Raw genomic sequence first — 25,922 nt, forward strand, 5'->3', positions numbered from 1 at the left:
AAATCAGAAATAAATGCGGCACACAAAAACAGGGCTCTGGCAGTAAATAGGTCTTGCTTTTGCGGTGAGGAGAGGTAGCCCGATGGGGTAACTTGTTGGGTGGCTTTGGCTTTGCGAGAAGCGGCGGGTATCTTTGCGCCTCCTTAGTAAAAGTTGCACATGAAAATACGACTGATAATAGGGGTGGCTGGTTTGCTGTTGAGTGGTGCGCCGGTACTGGCCCAAGGCGACAAAACATCGGCTACCGTTACGCCTACCAAGCTGCCCGGCGAAGAAAAATTATCTGAACAGGAGCGCGCCGAGCGGGACTTTCTGATGCCCGTGCGCCGTAAGCAGGCTGCGGCCCTCAAGCACGCCGCCCAAGAGGAAGCTGCCGCCACCCAAACGGCCACCGACATGCTGGCTAGCGGGCCAGTAGCAGCCGAAGAAACGAAAGTGCCCGAAGTGGAAGCGCCCAAAGTAGCCGCCACGCCGCACCGTACCTACCATCGCTCTTCTTCGCGCCGCCGAACTACGGCTACCCGCAAGAAAACAGTACATAAGTCCACGAGCACCAAGCGCAGAACCACCAGTTCGCGCCGCCGCTAACCGACTACAAGCAGCAGAGGCAAGCCAACGCGGCTTGCCTCTGCTGCTTGTAGTCCTCAATCAATGGGTGATTCGTTGTTGGCGTCTTCTGCTTCGTCGATGCTGTAGCGCGGGGTGGGGTGCTTGTTGCGGGCGGTGGCTAGGCTGCCCAGCCGCAGCCCGTAGCCCAGCTGCACCGATCCGTACGACCCGTAGGAGCGCACCACGAAGCTGCCCTGTTGCACTGCGCCATTGGCATCGAGGTGATCTGCCTGCGTGGAACGTACTTTGCCTAGCTGCCGCAGTCCGCGCTGGTAGGTGGCCGTGAGTAGCAAGGTATTGCGCTGGCCCCACTCATAGCGAAGCACCGTTTCTGCACCCACCATGGGCGTGCCTTTTCGGTTTACCACCTTAACCCGAACCACTGGATTATACTCAGTGGGCTGACTTGCTGCGTCAAAAAACAGTATACTTTCATCCTGCCAGCTGCCACCAGACGCCCAGCCGTACGAGCCTGTTAGGGCTACATCCAGCCCCCAGCGCGGCCCCGGCTGCCAGATGTCATATAGGCGCAGGCTAACGCCAGACTGGTGCACGGTTTCCGTCATGATGCCGGTGGAGCGCCGGGAGTTGGCCACGCGGTACATGAATCCTTGACTGAGGCCCGTTGCGCGCTGCTCGATGCCCAGCCCTAGCTTATTGCTGAGGGGCAGCGTGAGGCGTAGGGTAGCCGCTGTATTGAACCCGCCGGGGGTATGAAAGGCGCGCGGTAGATTGTTCCGGCTGATGCTGGGCTGGGTCAACGATACGCCGCCGCTAAGCTGCACTTCCACCTCCCGTTGCGCCCACGCCGCAACCGGCGCACTGAGCAACAAAAAACCGCAGCCTAACAGGCTGCGGTAAAGCAAGTAACGGAAGGCAGGAGATAGGTGCATACACCACTCAACGGCTATACAAGCCGCAAAATTGTAACCCTACGAGTCTTGCGGCATCAGGCGAAGTATTAGGCCATCAATGGCATCGGCAATGCGAATCTGGCAGGAGAGGCGGCTACCCTCGCGCAGTACGGGCAGGCTTTCCAACATAGCCATTTCGTCGTCGCCGGGCTCATCGAGGGTGGGGCCGCCCAGCACCTCAATGTGGCAGGTGCCACACAGCGCCATGCCGCCGCAGGTAGCCTGAATATCATAGCCACTGGCTTTAAGCAGCTCCATCAGATTCAGGCCCATATCGGTGGGGCCTACCACCTCCGTGCGTTGGCCGTCGGCCTCCTCCACGTACACGCGTACTTCGTCGGTCATAGATTGAGTGGTGAAATTGTGAAGTGGTGAAATGGTGAGTTTAACGTTCCGCTGGAGCAATCTGTGCAGCTTGTGCAAGTAGCGCCATCAGAACGTTAAACTCACCATTTCACCACTTCACAATTTCACCTATAAAGTGGGTACTCCGTTTACGGTGGTGTACTTGAGCACGTACTTTTTGTCGGGGTTGATGTACTTGAAGGCACCCTGGCACATCAGGGCCGCTTCGTGGAAGCCGCAGAGAATCAGCTTCAACTTGCCGGGGTACGTGTTGATGTCGCCGATGGCGAAGATGCCAGGTACCGATGAAGAGTAATCCACGGTGTTCACCTTCACGGCGTTGTCCTCGATTTCCAGGCCCCATTCACCAATTGGGCCGAGCTTGGGCGTGAGGCCGAACAGCGGAATAAACGAATCCACTTCCAGGCTTTCGGTGCTGCCGTCGTTGGCGGTGATGGTCACGGCATTGAGCTTGCCGTTGCCGTGTACGTGCGTAACGTTGCTGCTCAGCACCAGACGGGCCCGGCCAGCTTCGTGTAGGCTTTTCACTTTCTCGGCCGAGTCGGCGGCGCCACGGAAGGTGGTGCCGCGGTGTACGAGCGTTACCTCTTTGGCCACATCAGCCAGGAAGATAGTCCAGTCGAGAGCCGAGTCGCCACCGCCGGCAATAACCAAGCGCTGGTCGCGGAAGGCTTCGGGGTCGCGCACCATGTAATGCACACCTTTGCCACCCTCGAACGTTTCGAGGCTTTCGATGGCGGGTTTGCGTGGTTCAAACGAACCCAGGCCGCCGGCAATGGCAATGGCCTTGCAGTGAATCTGGGTGCCGTCAACGGTCGTCACGATGAACGAGCCGTCGTCCTGCTTCTCATAACCTTCCACCCGCTCACCCAGCGTAAAGGTGGGGTGAAATGGCTCGATCTGGCGCATCAGGTTGCTCACCAGGTCGCCGGCCAGAATGTCGGGGAAGCCCGGAATATCGTAGATAGGCTTCTTGGGGTAAATTTCGGAGAGCTGACCGCCCACTTGGGGCAAGGCATCCACTACGTGGCAGCGCAACTTCAGCAGGCCGGCTTCGAATACGGCAAACAGCCCTACGGGACCGGCTCCGATAATGCAGATATCGGTGGAAATAGAATTCATCGGCGAAAGGTGAAAACAAACAAACGGCGGCCGAAGCCCCCTACCTAACAGCCGAAGCGTCCAAAACGTTGGGCGTGGCTGCTACTGTTGCCACAAAGATAGGCACCCCGTGTCAACCCTGCATCAGCCGCCAGCCTCCGAATCCGACTCTATTTGAAAACTGTCTAAAAAAGCGTCAGCTTCTTCACGGCTTGTAAACTGCCGAGTGGGCATGTGAGTTTGGGCGCGCACTACTTGGCTGATTTGGTACATGGTGTGGGACAACGGGTGTACTTCGGCCATCATACCAATGCCGGCTTCCATCATCATGATGTGCGAGGCCAGAAAAACGGGCATCAAATTCAGATTAGGTCCCAGCGTGCGACGCAAATCAGCCAGTACCGTAAAGCCTGGTCGGAGGTGGTCTAGGGCGCGCTGCAAATCCGATAAATAATAGGGTAGTTCGGCGGCTAAAGTCAGTTCCTCGAATCGTTCATATATCATCCGGTTGCGTGCTTCATCAATTCGGACGTGATACTCAGGACGGTAAGCAACTAAGAGCATATAGGCGGCGCAATAGGGAAGGGCGGTGAGGTTGGTCTAAAACAGGAAAATGTAAAAATAATTCATTGAATAAGTCACAAATTAAAGAAATGACAACAAGTCAGGCGGTTAGCATAGCTAATTGGTAATGTGTTGATCAGCCACGGTGGAGCTTGACGCGGATGCGGAAGTACCGCGCGTATAAACGCCAACACCCAACTCCGTTTCCCATTCAACTGAATGGGAAACGGAGTTGGGTGTTGGCATGCTACACCGCAGTGACTTAAGCTTGGGGCGTGTACTTAGTTTTGATGAATTCCAGCATTTCTGGAATGTCGCCGTGGTCTTGGGTGGCGAGGCTTTTCCACAGCACTTCCACCAGCAGCATCAGCAAACGAGCCTCTTTATCTGGTTCGGCGTAGCCAAGTTGCTTGAATGCCTTGGCCAGCAAGCCGGGTAGGGGCTGCAAAAACCGCTCGTGCTGGGTACGAGCCACCGCCACATCTACCAAGCGGTTCTGAAGCTTCCAGAACGCCGGCTCTTCCTGCACCAGGGTGTAGGGTAAATCGATAATCTTGTAAATTAGCTCTAGTGGCGAATTCTCGGGGAGCCGCCCGCGGCCCTGCTCGATGATGCGCTTATAGCCGTGCCGGATGATGTAGTCGAGCAACAGGTCTTTGTTGCCGAAATGCTTGAAAATGAGAGCTTCGGAAACTTCGGCTTCCTTCGCAATCAGGGCCGTTGAGGTGTTCTCGTATCCTCGTTCCGCGAACAGCTGCAAGGCCGACTGAGCAATAAGTTGTTTGCGGTTCATGCGCTAAAGATAAAGTACAAAAGGTGGACGTTGCTTGGCTTTCCTACAACCCGCCAAAGCGGTAAGGAGTGGCCATGCAAGAGGGTGGTGATAATGGCATCCGCCGAACTATACGCGCAAGTAGCACGAATGGCGGCCATTACCCAAATAGGCAAGCCCCAAAGTAACCTGAAATCTTTGAAAAAATCAGCGTCCTGGCGGTTTTAGCTGGTGCTGGATGCGTAGCAAACAGTTATAAGCAGGCAGGTAGGGTGCGCGTGAACTAGCTAAACCGTTCTACCTTTGCCCGCCACTATGGTGAGCGGCCAACTGCGGCAATTGGCTCGGGTGCGTAGCAAGTGCGCGGGCAAGATGGCTCTCAACAAGCTAAAAAATGTAAATCCGTAAGGTTTAAGCGGGTGTTATACGTCTGCGGCTATGAAGTGCAGGTAGTAGTGACCTATAAAGTATTGGTGCTATCTGCTTTGGTTTGTGTATCTGCGTTTTATGAAAGTGAAGAGTTTACTGCGGCTTGCCTCAGTGAGTGCTGTAATAATAGGATTGGTCCTGAGTGTCGGGTGGTTGCGGCCGTGGCCACTGGCCGCCACAACGGAAATGGTAGTTGCGCCAGTGTTGGTAGCAGGCCCCTTACGCCATCTGCCGGCCGCTAGTGCCGGGCGCGTGTGGGAACTATACGTGCAACCCGGCAGCGTAGTGAAGCGCGGCCAGCTACTGGCCAAAGTGGCGGTGCCGCTACGCTCGGCCGCCCAGCAGCAGTTGGAAGCCCAACTACGCCAGGCCCTACAACGCCAAGGGCAACTGCCTGCTGCCCGCTCTGGCAACGACTCTGTGGTTATCCGGCAGGCTAACCAGCAAGTGGCCGCTATCCGCCAGCGTTTGAGCGCCATGCCCCGGCAACTGACTTTCGTTTATGTTCAAGCCCCAGCCAACGGTACAGTGGTGCGCCTACCCGTGAATACAGGCAGCTACATAGCCGATTCCACTACGGTTATTAGCCTAGGCGTGGCGCCTCCGCTCACCGAGGGTGTAGCTCAGAACTAGCCTGCTGAAGTTAAGGCCAGAGTACACTCGGTGTAACTGAACGAACAGCAGAAAAGCACTGGCGTCGAGTCTTAGTGTGGCGCTTTCATATTCCTGCGCAAGATTTGAAGTCAACGAGAAATGCACCGTTGAGAAAATTGCGGCAAGCCTAGGCAGTGTGGATAGCTATTTGGCTGCGAAGCCGCGCTCCGTGAGGCGAACTTTGGTCAGGTCGAAGCCGAACTGGTTGCTGAACTGGCGGGCAATGTTGGCGCGGAAGGTGGCCGTCTGACCGGTTTGGCGGCTTTGCTGCCAGCCGGTAGCCAGAATAACGGTTTGTAGCTTAAGTTCCTCGCCCACTTGCGCGAGGGTGGCGGGGTTGCGGGCCGCTGGGTTGCGGCCAAGAATGCCGGCCACCTGGTTGCGCAGGCCACGGTCCATGGCAGGAGTGATAAGGGCTTCGTTCTGCACGTTGTTGACTACGGCATAGGCAATTTCCATGTAGGCCGCCAGGGCGCTGGCCGCGTCGTTGTCTTGAAAGCCGGAGCCTTTCAGGCCAGCCGAGTACAGCTGGGCGTAGTTGGCTTTGCCGGGACCGTAGGCGGCCTGCAGATACTGGGCCTGAGCCGGCTTACTTTGCTGGAGCCGCTGGGCCAGGTTGCGGACGGTTTGCTGACGCAGGGCGGGCGTAGGCGTGTAGGTGAGGCGGGCGGCGGGGCTTTTGGTGGGGCTGGCGGTGTCTTTGAGCTTGATGCCCTTGCGGGCGGCGTCGCGCTCGGCCTGAGCATACATCGTGGAGGAAAGCACCAGGCCCTGGCCGAGCATAACAGGGTCGAGGGCGGGGCTAAGGTCTTGGGCAACGGCGGGGCGGGTGCAGAGCAGCAGGCCGAAGGCGGCCCCGAGCAGTTGAGTCTTCATAAGCTATAGAAATGAAAATGAAGCTAATGCGGTAAGTGGCTGGCCAGATAATAAAGACAGTATCCTCTCAACGAAACTAGCACCGCGGAGGTTAGCAGGTCCGGCAGGGTAAGAGCTAGCTCGACCTAACCCGCTGGGGCTTCTTGCCGTTGCAGAAACTATGCAAGAAGAAAACAAACTTAGCCGCCGCCAGGTCCTCAGTGGCTTAGGCGCCAGCCTGGCTATAGCCACCGTGCCACCCCTGCTGACGGCCGAAGCCGCCCGCCCGGCCGCCGAACGGGCCGCCGCACTCATTGACCCTACCTCCGCCTACCCCAAGCCACCCTTCAAAAGCCAGACCCAAACCTGGCCGGGGCTGGCCAGCAAGATGGAGCCCGTGCCCGACCACGGCGAAAAAAGCTACAAAGGTTCGGGCCGTTTGAAAGGCCGTAAAGCCTTGATTACTGGCGGCGACTCGGGTATGGGCCGGGCCGCGGCCATTGCCTACGCCCGTGAAGGCGCCGATGTAGCCATCAACTATCTGCCTTCCGAGGAAGCCGACGCCAAAGAAGTAATTGCCTTGATAAAAGCTGCCGGCCAGAAAGGCGTGGCCATTCCTGGTGACTTGCGCGAAGAGGCTTTCTGCAAAAAGCTGGTAGAAGAAGCCGTGCGCCAACTGGGCGGCCTAGATATTGTGGTGAGCAATGCCGCCCGGCAGCAGCAGCGCCAATCGATACTGGACTTAACCACCGAGGATTTCGACGCAACGATGAAAACCAACATCTACGCGCCGTTCTGGATTATCAAGGCGGCGCTACCGCACCTCAAGCCTGGCTCGGCCATTATCGGTACCACTTCGGAGCAAGCTACCGACCCCTCCGAAGACCTTTACGACTATGCCCAGACCAAGGCGGCTACCACCAACTACGTCCGTTCTTTGGCCAAGCAGCTCGCCCCTAAAGGCATTCGGGTGAACGGTGTGGCTCCTGGCCCCATCTGGACGCCCTTGCAGGTAAGTGGCGGCGCCACCCAGGAGAAGCTGGTTAAGTTTGGCGGCGACACGCCCATGAAGCGGCCAGGGCAGCCAGCCGAATTAGCTGGCATTTACGTGCTGCTAGCCGACCCGCTGGCTAGCTACGCTACTGGCCAAGTGTATGGCTCAGCTGGCGGCAAGGGTATGCCATAGCACCGCCGCTGGCACAACCGTCAAGTATGCAAAACGCCCTGGTAGTTGCCAGGGCGTTTTTGCTGCCTTCTACACATACAGCATATGGTGGAGTAGGTGAGCAAGCACCGGGAAGTAGGCGTATAAGTGGGTAGTCGTAAAAATGCAGGTAAGTCTAAAGTCAACTAAAAACAGAGCACGCAGCCGTTGAACTCAAGCAGCTTCTTTTCAGTGAGCTACGTTAAACCTTGTTTTTAGCCTCCTATTCTGTAGTATATGGATTCTAGTACGGCCCTAGCTCAGCATCTGCAAGCTCTGGAATCGTCACCCGATTCCTACTTGGTGTTGTCGCCGGAGCTAATTATTCTGACTGCTAGCAACGCTTATCTAGCTAACACGCTTACCCGGCGGGAACAGGTAGTGGGCCAGTATGTTTTTGATGCATTTCCCGATAACCCTGCCGCCCTCGAAGCCAATGCCGTGCGTAACCTGCGCGCGTCGTTGGAGCAAGTACTAGCTACGGCTCAGCCCCAGCGCATGAGAGTGCAGCACTACGATGTGCCCGACCGGGAAAACCATGGCCGCTTTGTGGAGCGCCATTGGGAAGTGCTGAATACACCCGTTTTCACCGCCGAAAACCACTTGCACTACATTATTCACAGCATTGTGAACGTGACGGAGGCGGTGCAAATGAACAAGGCGCTGCACCTAAGCCAGCACCGGGAGCGTGATGCGTTAGCTGAAGCCGAGCGGGAGAGGCATCGTTTGAGCCACCTCATGCTACAAGCCCCAGCGGCCATTTGCCTGCATTCCGGCCCGCATCTAGTGTATGAATTTGTCAATCCCAGCTACCAGCAGCTGTTCCCGGACCGCGAATTGGTAGGCAAGCCCCTGTTGGAAGCTGTACCGGAACTGCACGGCACCACTATTTGCAAGCAGTTGCAAGAGGTGTACCGAACCGGGCAAAGCCGACAAGAGCACGACGTGCTGGTGCAACTGGTGCGCACGCCGCAGGCCAGCCCCGAGGACTCATATTTCACGTACACGTTTCAGGCCCGCTACAACAAGCACCAACAAGTTGATGCCGTGTATGTGTTTGCCATTGAAGTAACCGCGCAGGTGAAAAACCGGCAACAAGTGCTGGCCCTCAACCAGGAGCTGGACCAAGCCAACCAGCAGCTTACCCGCGTCAATGCCGACCTGGATAGCTTCGTGTATATGGCGGCGCATGACCTGAAAGGGCCCATCAATAATCTGGAAGGGTTGGTGCATATTTTGAGCGACTTGCTGCCTGGCCCGGAGCCCACCGAAGCGGGCACGGTGCTGCATATGATGCAGGAATCAGTGACCCGCTTTCAACGGACGCTGGTGCAACTCAGTGACGTGCTGAAACTGCATCAAGCCCACAACCCTTCCGCCCCGCCCACTGAGCTGGCTACGGTAGTAAACGACTTACGCCAAGATTTGCTGCCGGCACTCCAGCAAACTGGCGGAGTTTTGGAAGTGGATGCCACTGCTTGCCCCTTGGTGAGTGTGCCGGCCAAAAGTTTGCGCTCCTTGCTTTACAACTTGCTCAGCAACGCCATCAAGTATCATCACCCCGACCGGCCACCTCATGTATATTTAAACTGCCAAACCAAGGACGGCTTCTGGCACCTCACCGTGCAAGACAATGGTCTGGGTTTAACTGCCACCCAGCAAGCCTCTTTGTTTACTTTGTTTCGGCGTTTTCACAACCACGTTGAGGGTTCCGGTATGGGCCTCTACACCATCAAGAAAATAGCTGAGAACCTAGGTGGCCGCGTAGAGGTGCAAAGTGAACTGGGTGTGGGCTCCACGTTTTCAGTCTATATCCCGACCCAGGCTATTAAATAATAAACGGCTCACGATACCCTACAATCAACAAGGCCATCACTCCGAACATAGCTGAGGAATGATGGCCTTATTAGCTTGTTAATTACTTAGCCTGAATATGATCTGGAGACTTAGGCTATTTGCTCTGTCTGGTTGGCAAAGTAATGTCCTTGTTCAAGGTCGGGGATGAGGGCAGGATGGCTGGGGTGCCAGCTTAGGCGCTGCTGCGTAAGGGTACTGGAAGCGGCCAGGTCGAGGCCTGCAAAGCCAGCCATCCAGCCAAAATGTGTGGGCGCTTCCTCTTGGGCTACACTTACCACCGGTACATTCAGGTGGCGCCCGATGATGGTGGCAATATTGCGCATCGGAATACCCTCATCCGCAACGGCATGGTAGCGGGCACCAGCTACTCCATTTTCCAGGGCCAACCGGTAGAGGCGGGCGGCATCAAGGCGGTGTACCGCGGGCCAGCGGTTGCTACCGTTGCCGATGTAGGCAGCCACGCCTTTCTCCCGCGCAATGGCAATGAGCGTTGGCACGAAGCCATGGTCACCTTTGTCGTGCACCGAAGCGGATAAGCGCATTACCATAGCGCGCACGCCCTGCGGTACCAAGGCCAGCGCTGCCCCTTCCGAATGGCGGAAGGCGGGTAGGCTAGGGTCGAGAGTGTCTTCCTCCGTCACAAATTCGCCTTGCCTGGTGAGGCTGGCGAAGCCCGAAGTGACGATGAAGGGACGATTTGAACCGGCCAAGGCAACTCCTATGGTTTCTACCGCGCGGCGGTCGGCTTCGGCAGCGGCGGCGTACTGCGTGAAATCATGAATAAACGCGCAGTGGACAACCCCATCGGAAGCGGCGGCGCCACGCTGTAGGCTGTCAAGATCATCGAGCGAGCCACGGTGCACCTCGGCCCCAGCAGCGGTTAAGGTTTGGGCCGCTTCTTCGGAGCGGGCGAGGCCGAGTACTTGGTGGCCCGCTTCCAGTAGTTCCTGAACGACGGTCGAGCCCACAAAGCCCGTAGCGCCGGTAACGAAAATTCGCATGTGTTTGGTTGTTGAGTGGTGTGGTTAAAAGCAACTCCACAAAGGTGCCCCGCGCCAGATGCCCTCCGTTTGCGCCAGCCAAACCATCTACTGAACAATTCAAACAATGTGTGAGTGACTTTAAAATAGGCTACTCCTAGCTCCACATCTAAAAGCTAGTTTCCCTCCTCAGTTGAGGAGGGGCTAGGGGGGGTTGACCAATCGTTGAACGGCCTGCTAACTCTAGCTTCTAGATCTAACCTTTCAACCACCCCTAACCCCTTGCCGCTTAATGCGCGCAATCATTTGAGGAGGGGAACTAGTTTGTAGGTGTAAGGGCAGGCGATACATATGCCATTCAGACGAGCTTAGAGACTTTTCAGCCCTTTTACTAGCTCACCCTCTAAAATCTCTTGGGGTAAGGGTAGTTTGGCGCTTGAAGAAGTTGCAGAAGTGGGCCACGTCGGCAAAGCCTAGGCTGTCGGCTACTTCCGACACGGTCCAAGTGGTTTGTTTTAGCAGTAGCTTGGCTTCCAAGGCCATGCGGCCACCGATAAGCTCAGTGGTGGTGTGGCCGGTGGTTTCTTTGAGCACCCGGTTGAGGTGGTTGACGTGCACGGCCAGCTGGTCGGCGTAGTCTTTGGCGGTGCGCAGGCGCAGTTGCTGCTGCGGAGTAGCCAGCGGAAACTGCCGCTCCAGCAACTCGCCAAACAGCGCCGTTACCCGGGCCGAGGCGTTGTGCGCGGGTGCCTCAGCCGGGACGGGCTGCAGCTTCTGCCCCCAATGAATCAGCTCCCAGAGGTAGGTACGCAGCAGGTCGTACTTGTAGGCGTAGGTGGAGGTGATTTCCTGGGCCATTTTCTTGAAAATAGCCTCAATAGCCGAGTAGTTCTCGTTGCTGACTTCCAGTATTGGCAAGCTGCCCGGCTGAAAAATTGGGAGTTCTTCCAGCATTACGCTGCTGCGGGAAGGGAGCATAAAATCCTCGGTGAAGAGGCAGAAATAACCGCTCTGGTCTAGGTCGTGGGGGAGCCAGCGGTAGGGCACCCGGGAGGTGGCAAACCACAGGGCCTGGTGCTTTACTTCCACTACTTTATCGGCGTATTCTGTCTGGCTGCGCCCGTTCATCAAACATAGCTTGTAGTAGTCTTGCCGCTGAAAGGACATGGCGGGGCGGTTGGGGTAGCTGCGCATCAAATCCTCCATTGTGAAGATGTTGAAGTGCCCCACTTCGCGCGGCTTGCCTGCCGTCAACTCCGTACTAGTAGCTGCCCCCGCCATCGTCGGAAACTTCGCGTAAAACTCTTCGAGCCGAGTGGATTTCATAACAGGTAGCTGTGAAAATCAAATATAGCTTCCTTTCCTGTGGTGTAAGTTGGCTCTGGGTAATCCGCTAGAATGGGTGGACTCTACACAACCTACAGCGGAGTACAAGCAGAAGGCTGCCATTACTTAGTTGCGCTTGGAACGACGGCCTTTGGTAGGTCGTCGTAATCCACACAGTCTAGTTGTGCTCAAGTTGATAAGTTTCTCTGTTATTGAAACGTCAACAAGGGTAAGCCTACTTAATCAAACTCAACAATAGCCTATATGACCACTGAAGAATTTGTGCAGGCTTGTTACCGCGAAAAGCAACAGCTGCTACAGCATTACTTAGAGGGGGCAGGCGCTGAGTGGCTTCGGCCACTGAATAGTAGTAGCCCGGAGCACCGCTTGGCACTAGAGCAATTGCTAGACGTGGTGCTAACCGACACCTTCTATACTATGCTTCTTGGTTTGGAAGGCAGCGGGTCAATTGGCGGTAGTCAGGCGCCTTATGAGCTGCGGGACCGTGAAGGGAATCTGCTTACCAACGGCGACATAGGCGGCTACGCGTGGCAGTACTTCCAGAATGATGGGCAAGAAGAGTAGTTTGGGCGAGTTTTTGCGCGACATGGCGCTGTATGCCGCCTAGTAGCCAACGCTGCCAAAAGCAGAAGCTACTCGCGCAGCCCCCGCCGGATGGCGTCCTCCAGCCGAACCGTGTTGTCGGTGAACTCCTGGTCGTAGAGGTACTGGCCCTGCTTGTTGAGCACGATGGTGGTAGGGTAGCCCGCAATGGCAAACTGCTGCGCCATGCCTTTGGCTTCCGGGACGACAGCAAAACCAAAGTCGCCGCGCTGTTGCAGAAACTTCTTGAGTCGTTCGGGCTTATCCAGCGCGAAGGAGAGGAATACCACGTCGTCTTGGGGCTGGTAGGAAGTGGCAACACGTTTCAGGTTGGGCATTTCCTCGATGCAGTACGGGCAGTTGACAAACCAGAAATTGAGCACCACCACCTTGCCACGCAGTGCCTCCAGGGTAAATTGGCGGCCCTGCAAATCAGTGGCGGTGAAGGCGGGGGCTGCGGTGGTAAAGGCGCGCTGTGGGGTGAGAGCCTTGAGGCGCACCGCATCGGGCGTATCAGCGGGCCGCAGAGATAAGGAGACGAAGGATTTGCCTTCGGCCTGTGGATTATCGACCTTGAAGTGGCCGGTGCGCAGCTTGGCCTTGTAGTCGTCCTTAGACAATACGCGGCCATCCACATCGATATACACAGTATGGCGGTTGATTTTTGGCCGTTGTTGGGCTGCTGCCGAAAGGGCGAACAGGCTCAGGGCCGCTAGGAGAAGAGGTAGGCGCATGTGGGATATAGGTATGCAGTACATACGGCCAAGCCAGGTAGTTATTGTGCATGGGTGCGGCAACAGCAAGCCGATTGAGAATGAATAGTTTCTGTTTCAGCCCCAGTTGCCAACTCCTCAGGCTGCCGACAAATACTTTCCGGCCTAGCCAGCATTCGGGGAACTGGGCGAGTAGCTACTTAGCCAAGTGGAAATTCAGGGGTGGCCTTGTCTGCTGCGCCGGAACTGCTAGCGCCGCCCCGCCTCCGCCGCCCGAATTACCCGAATACAGTTGTTATCCTGGTCGGCGACGTAGAGCGTGCCGTCGGGGGCCACGGCGACGGCGGCGGGGTGGTTGAAGCGGGCCTGGGCGGCGGGACCGTTGCGGTAGTCGCCCAGGGCCTGGCCTTCCATGCCGCCGCTGCCATCGGGACCGTAGAAGTGCTCGGCGTACTTGGTGAGCGGGGGCTCTAGGCGGTGCCGGCCGGGTTCCCCGGCCACGGTGGTTACCTCGCCCCGGGGGCTGACGCGGCGGATGAGGTGGTTTCCCCGGTCAGCAATAAAGACGTTGCCCTGACCGTCGACGGCCAAGCCGGTGGGGTAGTGGAATCGGGCCTGACGGCCGGGGCCGTCGGCGTAGCCGGGCTCGTAGTTGCCGGCCAGCCACTCGGCGCGGCTGCTGCCAGAGGCGTAGCGCAGCAGGCGGCCTTGGAGCACGTACACGGCCCCATCGGGCCCCACCGCCACGGCGCTGGGGTAAAAGTAGTGCCCCTCGTTGCTAAGCGGGCTCACGGAGTGAATGTCGCCCTTGAGCAGGGTGCTGACTTTGCCCTTGGGCGAAATCCGGCGCACGGCCATCGTCTCGCCATCTGTCACGTAGAGGGTGCCATCGGGGGCGGCGGCAACGGAGTTGGGCTTGTTGAAGCGGGCGGCCCAGATCAGGCCGTCGTCGTTGTTGCCGGCCACGATGCCCGGCTGCCCGGCCCAGACTTGCACCTTGCCTTCCGGGCTGAGGCGGTAGATGGTGTGACGGCTCTCATCGGCCACGAACACGCTGCTCCCAGGGCCGGTGGCTACCCCGGCAGGCTCAAAGATTTCCTCGGGAGCCTGGCTCCGGACATCGGGGGAGGGGAAGCGGCCAGCAATGGTGCGTACCTCGCCGGTGGAACTCACCCGGCGCACTAGGCCGGTACCGAAGTCGGCCACCAGCAGGCTGCCGTTGGGCTCCAGCGCCAGGCCCCGGGGCTGGCTGAACTCGGCCGTAGTAGCGGAGCCATCGAGAGTGGTGCGGGGTGGGTGCCCGGCCAGGGTGTAAACCCGGCCGCTGGGAGCAATGGCGCGGATTACGTAGTTCTGCACGTCGGCCACGTACACGGTGCCGTCGGGGCCCAGGGCTAGGGCATCGGGGTAGTTGAAGCGGGCCTCAGTGGGCGTGGCCGCGTCGGTGTAGGCGCGGGCGTCCTGTTGCCCGGCCCAGGGAATTACGAGCTCGGTACGGTCGGGCAGCAGGCGGCGCACGGTGTGGCGCGCATCGTTAGAGGTGAAGTAGATGGTGCCCTGCCGGTCGACAACCATGCTTTGAATGCCGTCAAGGTCCAACTTAGCGCCGGGCCAAGTGCCGGTGTGGGTGTTGGTCATGGTGCCCGCCCAGGTAGTGACTTCTCCACGCATGCTCATCCGGCGGATGCAGCCGTTGGCTACATCGGCCACCAGCAGGGCCCCATCGGGCGCCAGGGCCAGGGCTTTGGGGTGGTCGAAGCGGGCAGCCCGGCCGGTTCCGTCCACGGCGCCGTACTCCCCCGGCTCCCCGGCCAGGGTGCTGACCATACCGGCCGGGGTGATTTTGCGAATGACCTCGTTCTGGGTGTCGGCTACGAACAGGTTGCCGGCGGCGTCCAGGACCAGGCCGGTGGGGTAGCTGAACAACGCCTGGGCGGCGGGACCGTCGCGGTGGCCGGCGGCTTCGGGACCGTAGCCCGGCTGGCCGGCCAAGGTAGTCACCTGGCCCTGGGGGCTGATGCGGCGGATGGTATTGTTTTCGCTTAGGTACACCGTACCATTGGGTGCCACGGTAATGCCCTGGGGGGAGCCGAAGCGGGCCGCCGGACCCTGGCCGTTGGCGAGGTCGGTGGTGGTGGCTATGTGCATTACGTGGCCATCGGTGAGCTTTTGCGGGGCCGGGGGCTCCCCGGCCAACGTAGTAACTAGGCCCGCAGGAGTGATTTTGCGGATGGCCGTCCCATCAACCAGATAGAGGTTGCCCTTAGCATCAGCCCCCAAGGCCCCGACGCGGGCAAACCGGGCGGCCGAGCCCTGCCCGTCGGCGTAGGTGGGCGGCAGCGGGCGGCCCGCCAGGGTGCTAACTACCAGTGCGGGGGCCGGCTCTGCCAAACCGGCCGGAACTTCGCGGTGGATGGGCCCGGCGGGGCGGTTGGCCCGGAGGAACCAGCCGCCCGCCGCCAGCAACACGCACATTCCCACCACTCCCAGGCCCAGATAACTCATCATACGCGCATCAGATAAGGAGAAAATCGGTGTCGGTGGCCGGAAAAAGGTAGTGAAAGGGCAAAGGAATACGGGTAGACGGGCTTAAATACCGGTAGGCTTGCCGTCGATGCTGTGGGCGTTGCGGTTGTGCCAGTATTGCTCCACCTGCTCGGGGCCGCGCTTGTCCATGTTGTCGTTCAGTTCGTTGCGCTCGGCCCGGTAGTCGAAGAACGGCACGGCCATGCCGCACGAGGTCTGTACCAAATCCACCTCGACCACCACTACCTGCCGGGCGCCGGGCAATTGTGGAAACAGCGGCAGCAAGTCGTCCCATTCCGCGTCGCGCGGGTGGTAGATACTTGCGGTGCCATAGAGGCGCAGAATGTTGGGTTTGCCCTCGAAGGCGCACCACATCAGCGTAATGCGGTTTACTTCCAGCAGGTGGGCGGCCGTTTCGTTGCCGCTACCAGTCAGGTTCAGCCAGGCCACGCGGTTAGAGCCGAGCACGCGCAACGTGTCCTGGCCCTTGGGCGAGATATTGACGCGCCCATCCGCAGCAGCCGTACCCACGAAGAACATATGCTGCCGCTCGATAAAGGCCTGGGTGTCGGTGCTGATGGCGGGGTATTGCTTGCCCATTGGGAAGGGAATTTAGCTGGTCAAGCAAGGTAGGGTTGTTGGATGCAGTGACCAAGCCTGAAGTCGGAAACAGCGGGGCTTAGTTTACGCTGTTGATCCACTCTATTCAGCTTGCGCTGCATATGGTTAGTGCAAAACCTGCTCAGATTATCGGGATGGCTGACTAAGTCGTCTTGCTACTTGCGCTTTTGGGGTCTACTGTACGAATTAATGCGTCGCTCCTGGCCTTTTGCAAGTCGGTAAGTCCTCTCTGCTACTTCGGTTTCTGAAGCCACCAAGACGTCAAGACCCGAAACGATAACAAACTGCTGCGGTGCTACTGGAAGGTAGCACACTTCTATATTTTGGCCTTTCTTAACTTCGGAAAAATGGACTTTATCCGAGGATGTAAACGTCAGTAGTTCACCCGAAGAAGCTGTGAAGCGAACAATTGGGAAGCGGTGGAAAAGCCCGAAAAACTTCAGGTCTATTATTTCGCCTGGAACACGGATGCCGTGTCGGAGAATATCTATTCTAGAATGCGACTTCTTGTTATCGTGACACAGCACAAATAGTGTCACGATAATAAGAATGGCACAACAGAAAAAGAATAGCTGATTCATGCTATGGAATTACTTCCGTTTCAGCGCTAACTAAGCCTTACTCAAGGATCGGCAACGTTAGTATCTGAACTGGCTGGGGCAAACTCGTGGTGGTTTACTATTGGTCGAATAAGTGGTCAAGGCCTGAAACAATTACGAACTGCTCTGGCGAAGACGCAGGATAACATACAATTACTTTCTGGCCCTGCTGTATCTCAGTAATTGATGTCTTTTTCTTAGCGGTTAAAGTCAATTGGCGACCCTCTGGCGTTGTGAAACGCACTACTGGATAGCGAGATAGTATCTCGGTTTTGGGGTTGGTTAATGACACTATAACCCCTTCCACTCTTATGCCTTCCTTAAGCGTAGTAACACGTTTTCTGATGTTCCGAATGAATTGCACCAGAACCACGCAAAAGAAAATAGAGAAGGCAATTAAGACGAGGGGGTGGAAATTCTGCATTGTTATAAGTAGAGGTTCCGGCTTTTGGCAGGAAGACTCTTTCTGCACTAAAAGCGTGGTTGATAATTACTAGGAGCCTGTCAGAAGATCATGCTTCGACTTCGCTCAGCATGACCTTCTGAATTAGTACCTACTCCCGCTTCAGTACCTCCCGAATCCCGCTTAGGCCACCGGCAATGTTCTCTAGCTTATCGAGCATTTGCAGGAGCTGGCCGGCGCCGGAGTTGCGGAGGTTGTCGAGGTAGGTTTGCTTGATTTGCTGCCAGCGGGCGGCTTGCTCGGGGGTGAGCCAGTTGAGCAGTTCGCGCAGCTTGAGCAGGTTGGCTTCGGTGGCACTGGTTAGGGTCTGGGCTTCGCTTTCGTAGTGGGCGGCCAGGAGCTGTTCTATTTCCTGGTCGTTCATCACGGGGCGCACTTTCTCGGCCAGCTTGTTCATGTTGCGGTACGAGCCTTGCAGCTTGAACGGCGGCTCGGTGCGGTAGGCGTCGGCCTGGGCGGCGCTGGCAATGTAGGCGGCATTTACCTTGGCCACCACGTCGCGCAGGCGCAGCAGCTTTTGCAGCACTGCCACGTACTCGTTCAGCTCCTCGGGCGAGTGGTTGCCCTCGAAGCTGAGGCCGTCCTGCTGCCCGGATTCGGCGAGGCGGATGAGGGCGGGCACGTCCTGGGGGCTTTGGGTGGCGAGGCGGGCTAAGGCAGCGTTGCTGGTGAGGGCGTTTTCGAGGTAGGAGAGGCGGAAGGCGTCTTCGGAGCCCGCCGTGAGAATGTCGCCGAGGTTGTAGATGTCGGCGCGGTTGGCCAGCATGTCGGGCAGCTGGAATACGTCGCCGCTTTCAGTGTAGGGGTTGCCGGCCATCACCACGCACACCTTGCGGCCGCGGAAGTCGTAGGTGCGGGGGCGACCCTGGTACACGCCTTCAATCTTGCGCTGGGCGTCGCAGAGCGAGATGAACTTCTGCAGAAACTCGGGGTTGCAGTGTTGAATGTCGTCCACGTAAATCATCACGTTGTCGCCCATCTCGAAAGCCAGGTTCAGTTTCTCCAACTCCTGCCGCGCCCCGGCGTTGGGGGCCTGGGCAGGGTCTACGCTGGTTACGGCGTGCCCGATGGCTGGCCCATTGATCTTCATAAAGATGAGGCCCAGGCGGTTGGCCACGTACTCCATGAGGGTGGTTTTGCCGTAGCCGGGCGGCGAGATGAGCAGGAGCAAGCCCATCAGGTCGGTGCGTTTGCCCTCGCCCGCCGTCCCGATCTGCTTGGCCAGGTTGGCCCCGATGATGGGCAGATACACCTGGTCGATGAGGCGGTTGCGCACAAACGACGTAAGCACGCGGGGCCGGAAATCTTCCAGGCGCATGTCCTCGGCGGCGCGGGCCAGTAGCTGCTTCTTCACCTCCTGAAACTGCTCGTACTGGGCTACCGTGGCGCGGTCGTAGTGCAGCAGGCGGCGGCGGAAATCGGGGAAGTTGAGGTGGTAGCTGGGCGTTGGGGTTTTCGGGTCTTGGGGACTTGGGCTTTCGGTGACGATGCGCGGGTGGGTGCCTTGGAAGCCTTCGAGCGTTTCGCGCAGGGGCGTGTGCACCACGCGGCCAGGGTCGTAGGTGTTGGTGAGCAGCAGAACGGCGCACTCGTTGCAGAAATCCGCCAATGTAGCCGCGGCCGGCGCCTGGCGCAGGTAGGCCTGTAGCCACTGCCGGATCAGGGGGAGCTGGGCGGCAGGCTGGTCCTGGAGGCCCGTCACCGACTGCTGAAACAACTCCGTGGCCTGCCGCTCCTGCAACTGCTTCTGGAACTGCTGGTACAGCTCGGCGGCTTCGGCGGCAATGATGAAGGTGCCGGTGTGGGTCAGCTCGTGGAAAAGGTAGTCGCCGGCTTCCGCTACCTGGGCGGGGGTGAAGAGGCCGGTTTGCTCCGCGAAATGGTTTACAGCTGTTTGTAGCTCAGTTTTCAGCTCATCGAACTCCTGCGAATCGGGGAAGACCTGGAGTAGCACCCCGATGCCCTGGAGCTGCCGCTCCCAATGGGCGCGCTGGTCGGGGTTGGCGAAGCGCAGCCAGTAGAGGGCCGCAGCGGCGCGGGTGTCGGCCGGGTAGCGGAGCAGGTCTGCCGTGCGGGTGAGGCGCACCAGGGCCGTGAGCAGCAGGGCGGCATCGTGGTCGTGCACGCCTTTGAGGTAGCCTTCCTGGTAGCGCGCGGCCATAAACTGCTGCACGTAGGCCAGTAGCTCGGCGGCACTGAGGTGGCCTAGCTCCGTTACCGACAGCACGGCGGCGCGGCCGGTTTCCGCATCAGCGGGAGCGGGGTGCTGGGCGGCTTGCAGAATGCGCCAGGCCAGAAACTCGGCCCGGTACACGTCCTGGCTTTCCGACACCACGGTTTGCTCCCACACGGGCTTGGAGGCCAGCAGGGCGGGGTCGGTTATCTTCTGGAAGAAGTTGGTGCCGGTGAGGTGGTAGTGCAGGTCGCCGTCGCGCAGCACCACGGTTAGCTCCAGCGGCTGGGTGTTCACTGTGAAGGAGTGCGGGCCGAACTTGAGGGTCTGGCCGCCGTCGGCGAACAGGTCGGCCCGGTCGCGGAGCTGGCGCACGGCGTCCTCGCGCAGGGTTTTCAGCCGGCTCTGCACGTCATCCGACTTCACCGAGTCGCCGAGGTTAAGCAGCTCCTGGGCCGTTTGGCGCACCTTTTCCACCATCACGTCGGCAGCAAAGTACCCGTTGATATCTGCCACCGATTCCAGGCGGGTGAGGCGGCTCTGCACCGCTTTCAGCAGCCGCTCGGCGCTTTGCAGCAGGGCTGTAGCGCGCTGGTTGCGGGCGGCTACCAGGGCCGTTTTCTTGGACTCGAAGGCTTCGACTACCTGCTCGCGGCGGGTGGTGAGCTGCTCGATAAACTGGTCGAAGTCGGGAAACTTACCTTCCAATTCTTCGAGCTGCACCATGAGCTTGGTCAGATACTCGTCGCACTTGGCGGGGGTGTCGGCCAGGTCGAGGTAGTTGGTGAGGGCCTGTTCCAGCAGCTTGAGCTGGGCGGTAAACTCGGCCTGGGCCTCGGTGCCGGCCAGGGCCTGCCGCCGCCGCTTCAGCGCTGCCCGAATCTGGTTGAAGCGGGCGTACACCGTCGAGATGTTGTCGATGATGGCCGTGGTTTGGGTGGGGTCGGGGATGGGCAGGTTGCTGACCACCTCAATCAGCAGCTCCAGCTCCTGGGCTACGGCGGCGGTTTCCTGCTCGCGCTGGTCGGCCTCGATGGTTTTCTGCACTTGCTCTACGCCGTCGGCAATGGCCTGCACGCGCTGGGAGTAGGGCGCCAGGGCATCGGGCTTGAGCAGGAAATCCACGGTTTGCAGGGCCACTTCTTTGCTCAGGGCTTCGAGGTCAGCGGCGTGCTTTTCCACCGCCGGCAGCTCCACGTAGCGCAGCTCCTTCAGCGAAATTACCTCGCCCTGCACCCCGCGCAGCTCCCCCAGCAGTTGCACAAACTCGGTGACGGAATCGGGGGCCGAGCGGCGGATGCGGCCGGTCAGTTCGTCGGCTTTCTGGAACACGGCCGCGGTTTGCTGGGCGGTGTTCTTGCGGATGCTCTGCACCTTCTCAAACTCCTCCACCGCCGCCGTAGCCGTCTGCCGGATTTCGCTTAGCGGCTCGGCCAGGGCTTGGGCCGCGGGCTCGCGCAGCCAGTGGTAGGCGTCGGTGAGGCTGGTCGTCTGGCGGATCAGGTCGAGGTAGAGGCCGGCGTAGGAGTCGTCCTTGCTGGTCAGCGTCAGGACTTCCTGCACCTCGCTCATGGCCCGCACAATCTCCTTGTTGCCCAACTTGTAGAGGTAGGAGTCGGAGGTGACGGGCAGCTCGAAGTCCGGGGCCGTGTAGGGCGTCTGCCAGATCTGCACGGCGTGGTGCTTCTTGGGCTCGTCGTCGGCCCGGAAGTAGCACAGCTCCCCATTTTCAAACAGGGCGTAGCCGTGGCACACAATGGGGTTATCCACGCGCTGGGCAATGCGGTTGTAGCTCAGCAGCAGGTAGGTGCCCTGGTCCTTGTTGTAGAACACGTACAGGAAATCCTCCCCGTTCGGCGACACCACGCGCTTCTCAAACAGCATCTCCCGCAGCCCATTGTCGAAGAGCTTGTTGTCGCCGGTTTGCAGGTAAAAGCCGTGCGGAAAAATCAGGCCCTGCCCGTCGGGCAACAGCACGCAGGCATCGGCCAGGGCGTCGAGGCGCTGAGCGGTTTTGAGCTTGTGGTTGAAGATGAAGTAGCGGTACTGCTGCTCCTGGTAAGGCCGGATCTTGAGCAGAATCAGGTTGCCAATGGCGGCAAAGTAGATTTCCGAGTCGTCCAGCGTTTGGTCTTTGTTATCGACTGGCTCGCTCAGGATGCCGTGGCCGGTGCTGGTGTTGTCCTCGACTTTGATGGTCAGGTCGCCGCCAATCGTCTCCACGAACACCTTGTCCTCGATGCTGATGTGGGGGTGCTTGCCGCCGCGCTGCATGTCACGGGTGGCGCGCTTCCACTGGAACTCGTGCTGGGGCGGGAAGGTGTACTCGTGGTCGGAACGGTTGTCGATGTACGTGAGCGTGTCGCCCTGCATCAGCCACTTAAACGTCTTCACATCGGAAGCACTCTTGCCCACCCGAAACACCATGAACAGGTGCACACCAATGACGGCGAACTTCACGAACTGGGTGTTCTTGTAGTAGCGGTACAGGTTGCGGAATTCCTCCAAAAACTGTGGATGCTGCAACAACTCCAGTCCCAGCGGCCGAAAGTCGTGCGCGGCGTACTCGTACACCCCGAATACGTCGGCCAAGTCCGGCTCCGCCTTCAGCCCCAGCACCACGTTGTAGCCAAAGATGAAGCGCTGCCCCACCGGCACCATGTCCCAGGGCACGCAGTTGTTTTCAGTGGTAATGCGGCCGGTGCCCAGCAAGCGGGTATCCACGGCCCCAAACACCTGCTTACGCTCGGTGTTCAGCGTGTCGAGGCGCTGGCGCAAGTCGGTGCTGCTTTTGAGCAGGCGGTTGCGCAGGATTTCGTAGGTGCCGGTTTCGAGTTGGGTAGCTTGAGCTTCCATAGGCGGGCAAGGCACAAACCCTTGCCAGGAGAAAAGAACTGCTGATTACTTGGTTGACGGCCGCAACGTGACCTTCAGGATAGCTCTGGCTGGATCGGCTTTAGCGTAGATGATGGCGGTAGTGTCGCCTTTGGCGTGGGTGCGCAAAAAGTTTCTGGGCACTCTGGCTCTGAGAGAATATTCGGCGCTGCCAACGGTATACCGCACGGTTACGCGGCGGCTCTTGTGGGTTCTCACCCTGGTGATGATGCCCGTGGCGTACCCCGGATTCTTCAGAATCAACGCCCGCTTTTCGGCCCTATCCGCTTTAACGAAGTAGACGACGCCCGCGAAGAAGGCAATACCGACAGCCAGCCCGAGGACGAGGCTTATTATTTGCCGGGTTGTAGTGGGCTTGTTGGTAGAAGCGGGTGCTTGCATAAGTAGGTGTCTATAGCTAAAAACTAGTTCCCCTCCTCAGATGAGGAGGGGCTAGGGGTGGTTGATGATGGCAGAACGACACGCGGAAAAGCCGCCTCAATAGTCGCCAATACACTCTCTAAATGCTGTGCGACTAGCTTATTCTCGAACCGCAATACTTTCAGACCTGTGCCGAGTAGATAAGTATCCCGCTCCACATCCTGCGCCTCGCCGCTAGCCGTGAAATGCCCAGCGCCATCCAACTCCACCACCAGCTTTTCAGCCGGGCAGTAGAAATCCACAATATAGGGCCCGATGCCGTGCTGCCGCCGGAACTTGCGGCCAGCTAGCTGACTGCGCTGAAGTGCTTTCCAAAGTGAAGCCTCCGCAGGAGTGAGGTTGCTGCGGAGCGTGCGACGGATAGGTTTCTGGTAGCATAGATTGTGAACGTGCTGAGTATCCGGCATAGCTATATAAATGGCTAGAAAGCTAGTTCCCCTCCTCAGATGAGGGGCTAGGGGTGGTTGACTGATCGTTGAACAGGTTTTGGAATCTAGTTCTAGTAGTTGTTCTAACTTTTCAACCACCCCCAACCCCTCCTCATCTGAGGAGGGGAGCTAGTTCTCTAGCACTAGCTTAAAGGGTAGTTGGCGCTTACTTCAGCTCCAGCATCTTCGCTGGCTTGTCGCCGATGCCTAGGGCCGTGGCGGTGCTGGCCAGCTCCGTGATGGTGTTGCGGGTGGCGTCGTCGCCGGCTTTGTTCATCATTTTGAGCAGCAGGGCCGATACGCTTAGGTTCTTGATTTCCTCGGAGCTGAGGCCGAACTGGTCTACGAAGCGGCGCAGGTTAGTTTTGAAGTCGCCGCCTCCGTCCATGCTGAAGAAGGCGTCTTTCACGGTGCCGAGGACCTCGCTGTTGTGTACGGTACGGTCCACCATTTTGCCCTTGGTAATCGAGCCGATAATCTGGTCGAAGAACATCGTCTCGCCGCCCACGATGTCGATTTTGGCGGCTTTGAGGGCCTCGCCAATCACCTCGGCCTGCGAGGCGGCAATGTCCTTCTGGATGTTGATCTGGGCCAGCTCCACCGACTTATCTTTGTCGAGGCGCAGCTTGAACTCCTCGTGGTCTTTGCCCACGCCGTCGAGTTTCTTCATGGCGTCGGCCTTGGCTTCGATGCCCTTGGCTTCCACCGCAAATTTCTGCTCGGATACGGCGGCTTCGGCAAGGCCTTTCTTCTGGTCGGCATCGGCGCGGGCCTGGATGATGTCGGCGTCGGCGAGGCCTTTCTCGCGGTTGATTTTGGCAGCTACCAGACCCAGCTTTTCATCGGCTTCGGCCTGGGCCCCGGCTTTCGACTGGATGGCCTGGGCTTCGGCGGCGGCAGTAAGCTGGAGCACAGTAGCTTCAGTTTCGCCTTCTTTCTGGCGGGCGGTGGCTTTGGCTTGCATCACCTGCGCTTCGGCCAAGCCCACGGCTGTGGCTTTGCTGGCTTCGGCTTCGGCGAGGGTGCGGATGGCTTGGCCCTTAAATTCGGAAGCGGCTTTTTCGGCTTCGGCGTCAATTAGCACCTGCTTGGCCCGGAACTCGGCGGCCTGGCGCTCCATGTCGGCGGTACCGACGAGGGCTACCGTAGCGGCTTCGGCTTGCTGCTTGGCGGCGGTAATGGCTACCAGCTTTTCGCGGTCGGCCTGGGCTTGGGCGCGGGTGTCTTTGATTTTCTCTTCTTCAATTACTGTGGCTTTTTCCACTACCACCCGCTCCCGAATAATGGTCTGGATGTTCTTTTTCTCTTCTTCCAGCGCTTTTTCCTTCTCAATCTGGGCCAGGGCTACAATCCGCTCCCGCTCGTTGGCTTCCAGCGCTTTAGCTTGGGCTACCCGCTCGGTTTCCACGGCGTCGGTGCGCTGCTTGTTGCGCTCGGCCACCATCACTTGCCGGTCGCGGTTCTGCTGGGCAATGCCTACTTCTTCCTCGGTAGCAATGCGGGCCTTTTCCGATTTCAGCTTTTCTTCCTGCTGCACCTTTTCGGTTTCGGCTAGTTCGCGGGCCCGAATGTTGGCAATTTCGCGCTTCTGCTTTTCCTGGTTTTCAATGAGCTGCTTATCGAGCTGCAAGATGGTTTCCTGGGCCTCCACGTCCTGCTTCTTGATGGTTTTCTGCATTTCGCGGGCAATGGAGTTGGCCTGAATCTTCTGCTCCGAGGTCAGGGCCACAATCTTCTTGATACCCTCGGCGTCCAGAATATTATCTTGGTTGAGTGAGGTGAGCGGGGTTTGCTCCAGGTAGTCGATGGCGCAGTCGTCGAGCACGTAGCCGTTGAGGTCAGTGCCGATGATGCGCAGGATTTCCTGCTTGAACTGCTCTCGCGAGTTGTACAGCTCGATGAAGTCGAATTGCTTGCCCACCGTTTTCAGGGCTTCCGAGAACTTGGCGTCGAACAGGTTTTCCAGCGCCAGCGGGTCGGAGGCGCGGCGGCAGCCGATGCTCTGGGCCACCTGCACCACGTCGTCGTGGGTTTTGTTGACGCGCACAAAGAAGTTCACTTTCACGTCGGCCCGCAGGTTGTCTTTGCACACCAGCCCTTCGGAGCCCGCCCGGGCAATGACCATGTTTTTGAGCGTAATGTCCATCACCTCCAACTTGTGCAGCACTGGAATCACGAAGATGCCGCTAAACGATACTTTGGTGTCGCCGAGGCCAGTGCGTACCAGTGCTTCGCCCTGCACGGCCTTTTGGTACATTTTCACTACAATAGCCAGCAGGCCCAGCACGAGCAGCGCGACGATGACAATCACCGCCAGAGAAAGTTGTTCTAACATGGATGTAAGGAGTAAGAGTAGAGTCAAGGAGAGAGAAGAATTGAGTCTGATAAACCGGTAAGTTGCCTATGAAATGTGATAGTATGACAACTCAGGGAAAGGAAATTTGAATATCCGGATTCAACTGCTGCAACGTGGCCAGAAAACCAGCTTTGTCGGCCGGTGAAATCAGCACCGAATCGTACTTGTTGTAACTGATTTCCAATCGGTCGAACGACAAAGCGGCGGAGCTGGCTGGGCTGTTGCTGGGAATTACGCGTTTGATGTTAGCCACCGGAATGGTCTGTTGCGGCCAGCCACACACGATGTAGAGCGTGTCGAGGGTGAGGCAGTAATATGTGTTGGTGAATAGCCGCAACAGAAATAGTTCGACCGCGCCTAATATTGCCACTGCCAGCCAAGCAGACTGCCAAATGCCTACTATCAGCAGCCCCAGCAGCAGCCCGAAAACTGACCCGAACAGCCACCAGCTAATCTTGGATTTGTAGGTCTTATTCATAGCTGAATACAATTAG

The 25,922-nt window shown here is 58.3% G+C and carries 22 protein-coding genes; 5 read left to right on the top strand and 17 right to left on the bottom strand.

The features are described from left to right. Positions 1-159: 159 nt before the first annotated feature. Positions 160-588: a hypothetical protein gene (locus G536_RS0104060; RefSeq protein ID WP_157530384.1), complete on the top strand. Its 429-nt coding sequence runs from the start codon at positions 160-162 to the stop codon at positions 586-588. Positions 589-644: 56 nt separating this feature from the next. Here G536_RS0104060 and G536_RS0104065 read toward each other — a convergent pair whose 3' ends face one another. From G536_RS0104065 to G536_RS0104085, 5 genes are all read right to left on the bottom strand, one after another. Next, on the bottom strand, positions 645-1,502 hold the full coding sequence (locus G536_RS0104065) for a hypothetical protein (protein WP_157530386.1): 858 nt from the start codon (positions 1,500-1,502) through the stop codon (positions 645-647). Between the two features lie 39 nt (positions 1,503-1,541). Further along, entirely contained in the window at positions 1,542-1,868 is a 327-nt protein-coding gene (locus tag G536_RS0104070; protein WP_022822305.1) for a 2Fe-2S iron-sulfur cluster-binding protein, read from the bottom strand. A gap of 129 nt (positions 1,869-1,997) precedes the next feature. After that, entirely contained in the window at positions 1,998-3,011 is a 1,014-nt protein-coding gene (locus G536_RS0104075; RefSeq protein ID WP_022822306.1) for an NAD(P)/FAD-dependent oxidoreductase, read from the bottom strand. A 123-nt stretch (positions 3,012-3,134) separates the two neighbouring features. After that, complete coding sequence (locus G536_RS0104080) at positions 3,135-3,554, bottom strand: hypothetical protein (RefSeq protein ID WP_157530388.1); 420 nt, start codon at positions 3,552-3,554, stop codon at positions 3,135-3,137. A 262-nt stretch (positions 3,555-3,816) separates the two neighbouring features. Further along, on the bottom strand, positions 3,817-4,347 hold the full coding sequence (locus tag G536_RS0104085) for a TetR/AcrR family transcriptional regulator (protein ID WP_022822308.1): 531 nt from the start codon (positions 4,345-4,347) through the stop codon (positions 3,817-3,819). Positions 4,348-4,839: 492 nt separating this feature from the next. On the opposite strand from G536_RS0104085, the gene G536_RS0104090 reads away from it, so the two are divergent. Then, on the top strand, positions 4,840-5,388 hold the full coding sequence (locus G536_RS0104090) for an efflux RND transporter periplasmic adaptor subunit (RefSeq protein ID WP_169515039.1): 549 nt from the start codon (positions 4,840-4,842) through the stop codon (positions 5,386-5,388). A gap of 165 nt (positions 5,389-5,553) precedes the next feature. On the opposite strand, the gene G536_RS0104095 is transcribed toward G536_RS0104090, so the two are convergent. Further along, positions 5,554-6,285: a hypothetical protein gene (locus tag G536_RS0104095; RefSeq protein WP_022822310.1), complete on the bottom strand. Its 732-nt coding sequence runs from the start codon at positions 6,283-6,285 to the stop codon at positions 5,554-5,556. 160 nt (positions 6,286-6,445) lie between these two features. Between G536_RS0104095 and G536_RS0104100 the strand changes: the two genes are divergently transcribed. Next, positions 6,446-7,450 carry an SDR family oxidoreductase gene (locus tag G536_RS0104100; protein ID WP_022822311.1) on the top strand — a complete coding sequence of 335 codons (1,005 nt, stop codon included), beginning with the start codon at positions 6,446-6,448 and terminating at the stop codon, positions 7,448-7,450. 255 nt (positions 7,451-7,705) lie between these two features. Continuing rightward, positions 7,706-9,304: a sensor histidine kinase gene (locus G536_RS26170; protein WP_022822312.1), complete on the top strand. Its 1,599-nt coding sequence runs from the start codon at positions 7,706-7,708 to the stop codon at positions 9,302-9,304. Positions 9,305-9,414: 110 nt separating this feature from the next. On the opposite strand, the gene G536_RS0104110 is transcribed toward G536_RS26170, so the two are convergent. Then, a complete protein-coding gene (locus G536_RS0104110; RefSeq protein ID WP_022822313.1) occupies positions 9,415-10,326 on the bottom strand; it encodes an SDR family oxidoreductase in 912 nt (303 codons plus the stop codon). A 375-nt stretch (positions 10,327-10,701) separates the two neighbouring features. Then, positions 10,702-11,631, bottom strand: coding sequence for a helix-turn-helix domain-containing protein (locus G536_RS0104115; protein WP_026879815.1), 930 nt, complete (start codon positions 11,629-11,631; stop codon positions 10,702-10,704). A gap of 264 nt (positions 11,632-11,895) precedes the next feature. On the opposite strand from G536_RS0104115, the gene G536_RS0104120 reads away from it, so the two are divergent. Next, complete coding sequence (locus G536_RS0104120; RefSeq protein ID WP_022822315.1) at positions 11,896-12,216, top strand: hypothetical protein; 321 nt, start codon at positions 11,896-11,898, stop codon at positions 12,214-12,216. 68 nt (positions 12,217-12,284) lie between these two features. Here the strand turns inward: G536_RS0104120 and G536_RS30285 are convergent, their stop codons facing one another. The 9 genes from G536_RS30285 to G536_RS0104170 all read right to left on the bottom strand — a co-directional run bounded on the left by G536_RS30285 (position 12,285) and on the right by G536_RS0104170 (position 25,906). Next, positions 12,285-12,968: a TlpA family protein disulfide reductase gene (locus tag G536_RS30285; protein ID WP_022822316.1), complete on the bottom strand. Its 684-nt coding sequence runs from the start codon at positions 12,966-12,968 to the stop codon at positions 12,285-12,287. A gap of 228 nt (positions 12,969-13,196) precedes the next feature. After that, positions 13,197-15,455: an NHL repeat-containing protein gene (locus G536_RS0104130; RefSeq protein ID WP_084708504.1), complete on the bottom strand. Its 2,259-nt coding sequence runs from the start codon at positions 15,453-15,455 to the stop codon at positions 13,197-13,199. A gap of 81 nt (positions 15,456-15,536) precedes the next feature. Then, positions 15,537-16,073 (bottom strand): pyridoxamine 5'-phosphate oxidase family protein, encoded by a 537-nt coding sequence (locus G536_RS0104135; protein ID WP_022822318.1) that lies wholly within the window; start codon positions 16,071-16,073, stop codon positions 15,537-15,539. 176 nt (positions 16,074-16,249) lie between these two features. Beyond that, a complete protein-coding gene (locus tag G536_RS0104140; RefSeq protein WP_022822319.1) occupies positions 16,250-16,675 on the bottom strand; it encodes a DUF3592 domain-containing protein in 426 nt (141 codons plus the stop codon). 572 nt (positions 16,676-17,247) lie between these two features. Then, a complete protein-coding gene (locus G536_RS26180; protein WP_022822321.1) occupies positions 17,248-22,185 on the bottom strand; it encodes a DNA repair ATPase in 4,938 nt (1,645 codons plus the stop codon). A gap of 45 nt (positions 22,186-22,230) precedes the next feature. After that, positions 22,231-22,605, bottom strand: coding sequence for a DUF3592 domain-containing protein (locus G536_RS0104155; protein ID WP_022822322.1), 375 nt, complete (start codon positions 22,603-22,605; stop codon positions 22,231-22,233). A 23-nt stretch (positions 22,606-22,628) separates the two neighbouring features. Then, complete coding sequence (locus tag G536_RS0104160) at positions 22,629-23,051, bottom strand: endonuclease domain-containing protein (RefSeq protein WP_022822323.1); 423 nt, start codon at positions 23,049-23,051, stop codon at positions 22,629-22,631. A 187-nt stretch (positions 23,052-23,238) separates the two neighbouring features. Next, entirely contained in the window at positions 23,239-25,407 is a 2,169-nt protein-coding gene (locus G536_RS0104165) for a flotillin family protein (protein ID WP_033369506.1), read from the bottom strand. A gap of 91 nt (positions 25,408-25,498) precedes the next feature. Then, positions 25,499-25,906: a PH domain-containing protein gene (locus tag G536_RS0104170; protein WP_022822325.1), complete on the bottom strand. Its 408-nt coding sequence runs from the start codon at positions 25,904-25,906 to the stop codon at positions 25,499-25,501. Between the last annotated feature and the right edge of the window lie 16 nt (positions 25,907-25,922).

Origin of the sequence: Hymenobacter norwichensis DSM 15439 (genome assembly GCF_000420705.1) — a bacterium.
In the GTDB taxonomy this organism is placed as follows: domain Bacteria; phylum Bacteroidota; class Bacteroidia; order Cytophagales; family Hymenobacteraceae; genus Hymenobacter; species Hymenobacter norwichensis.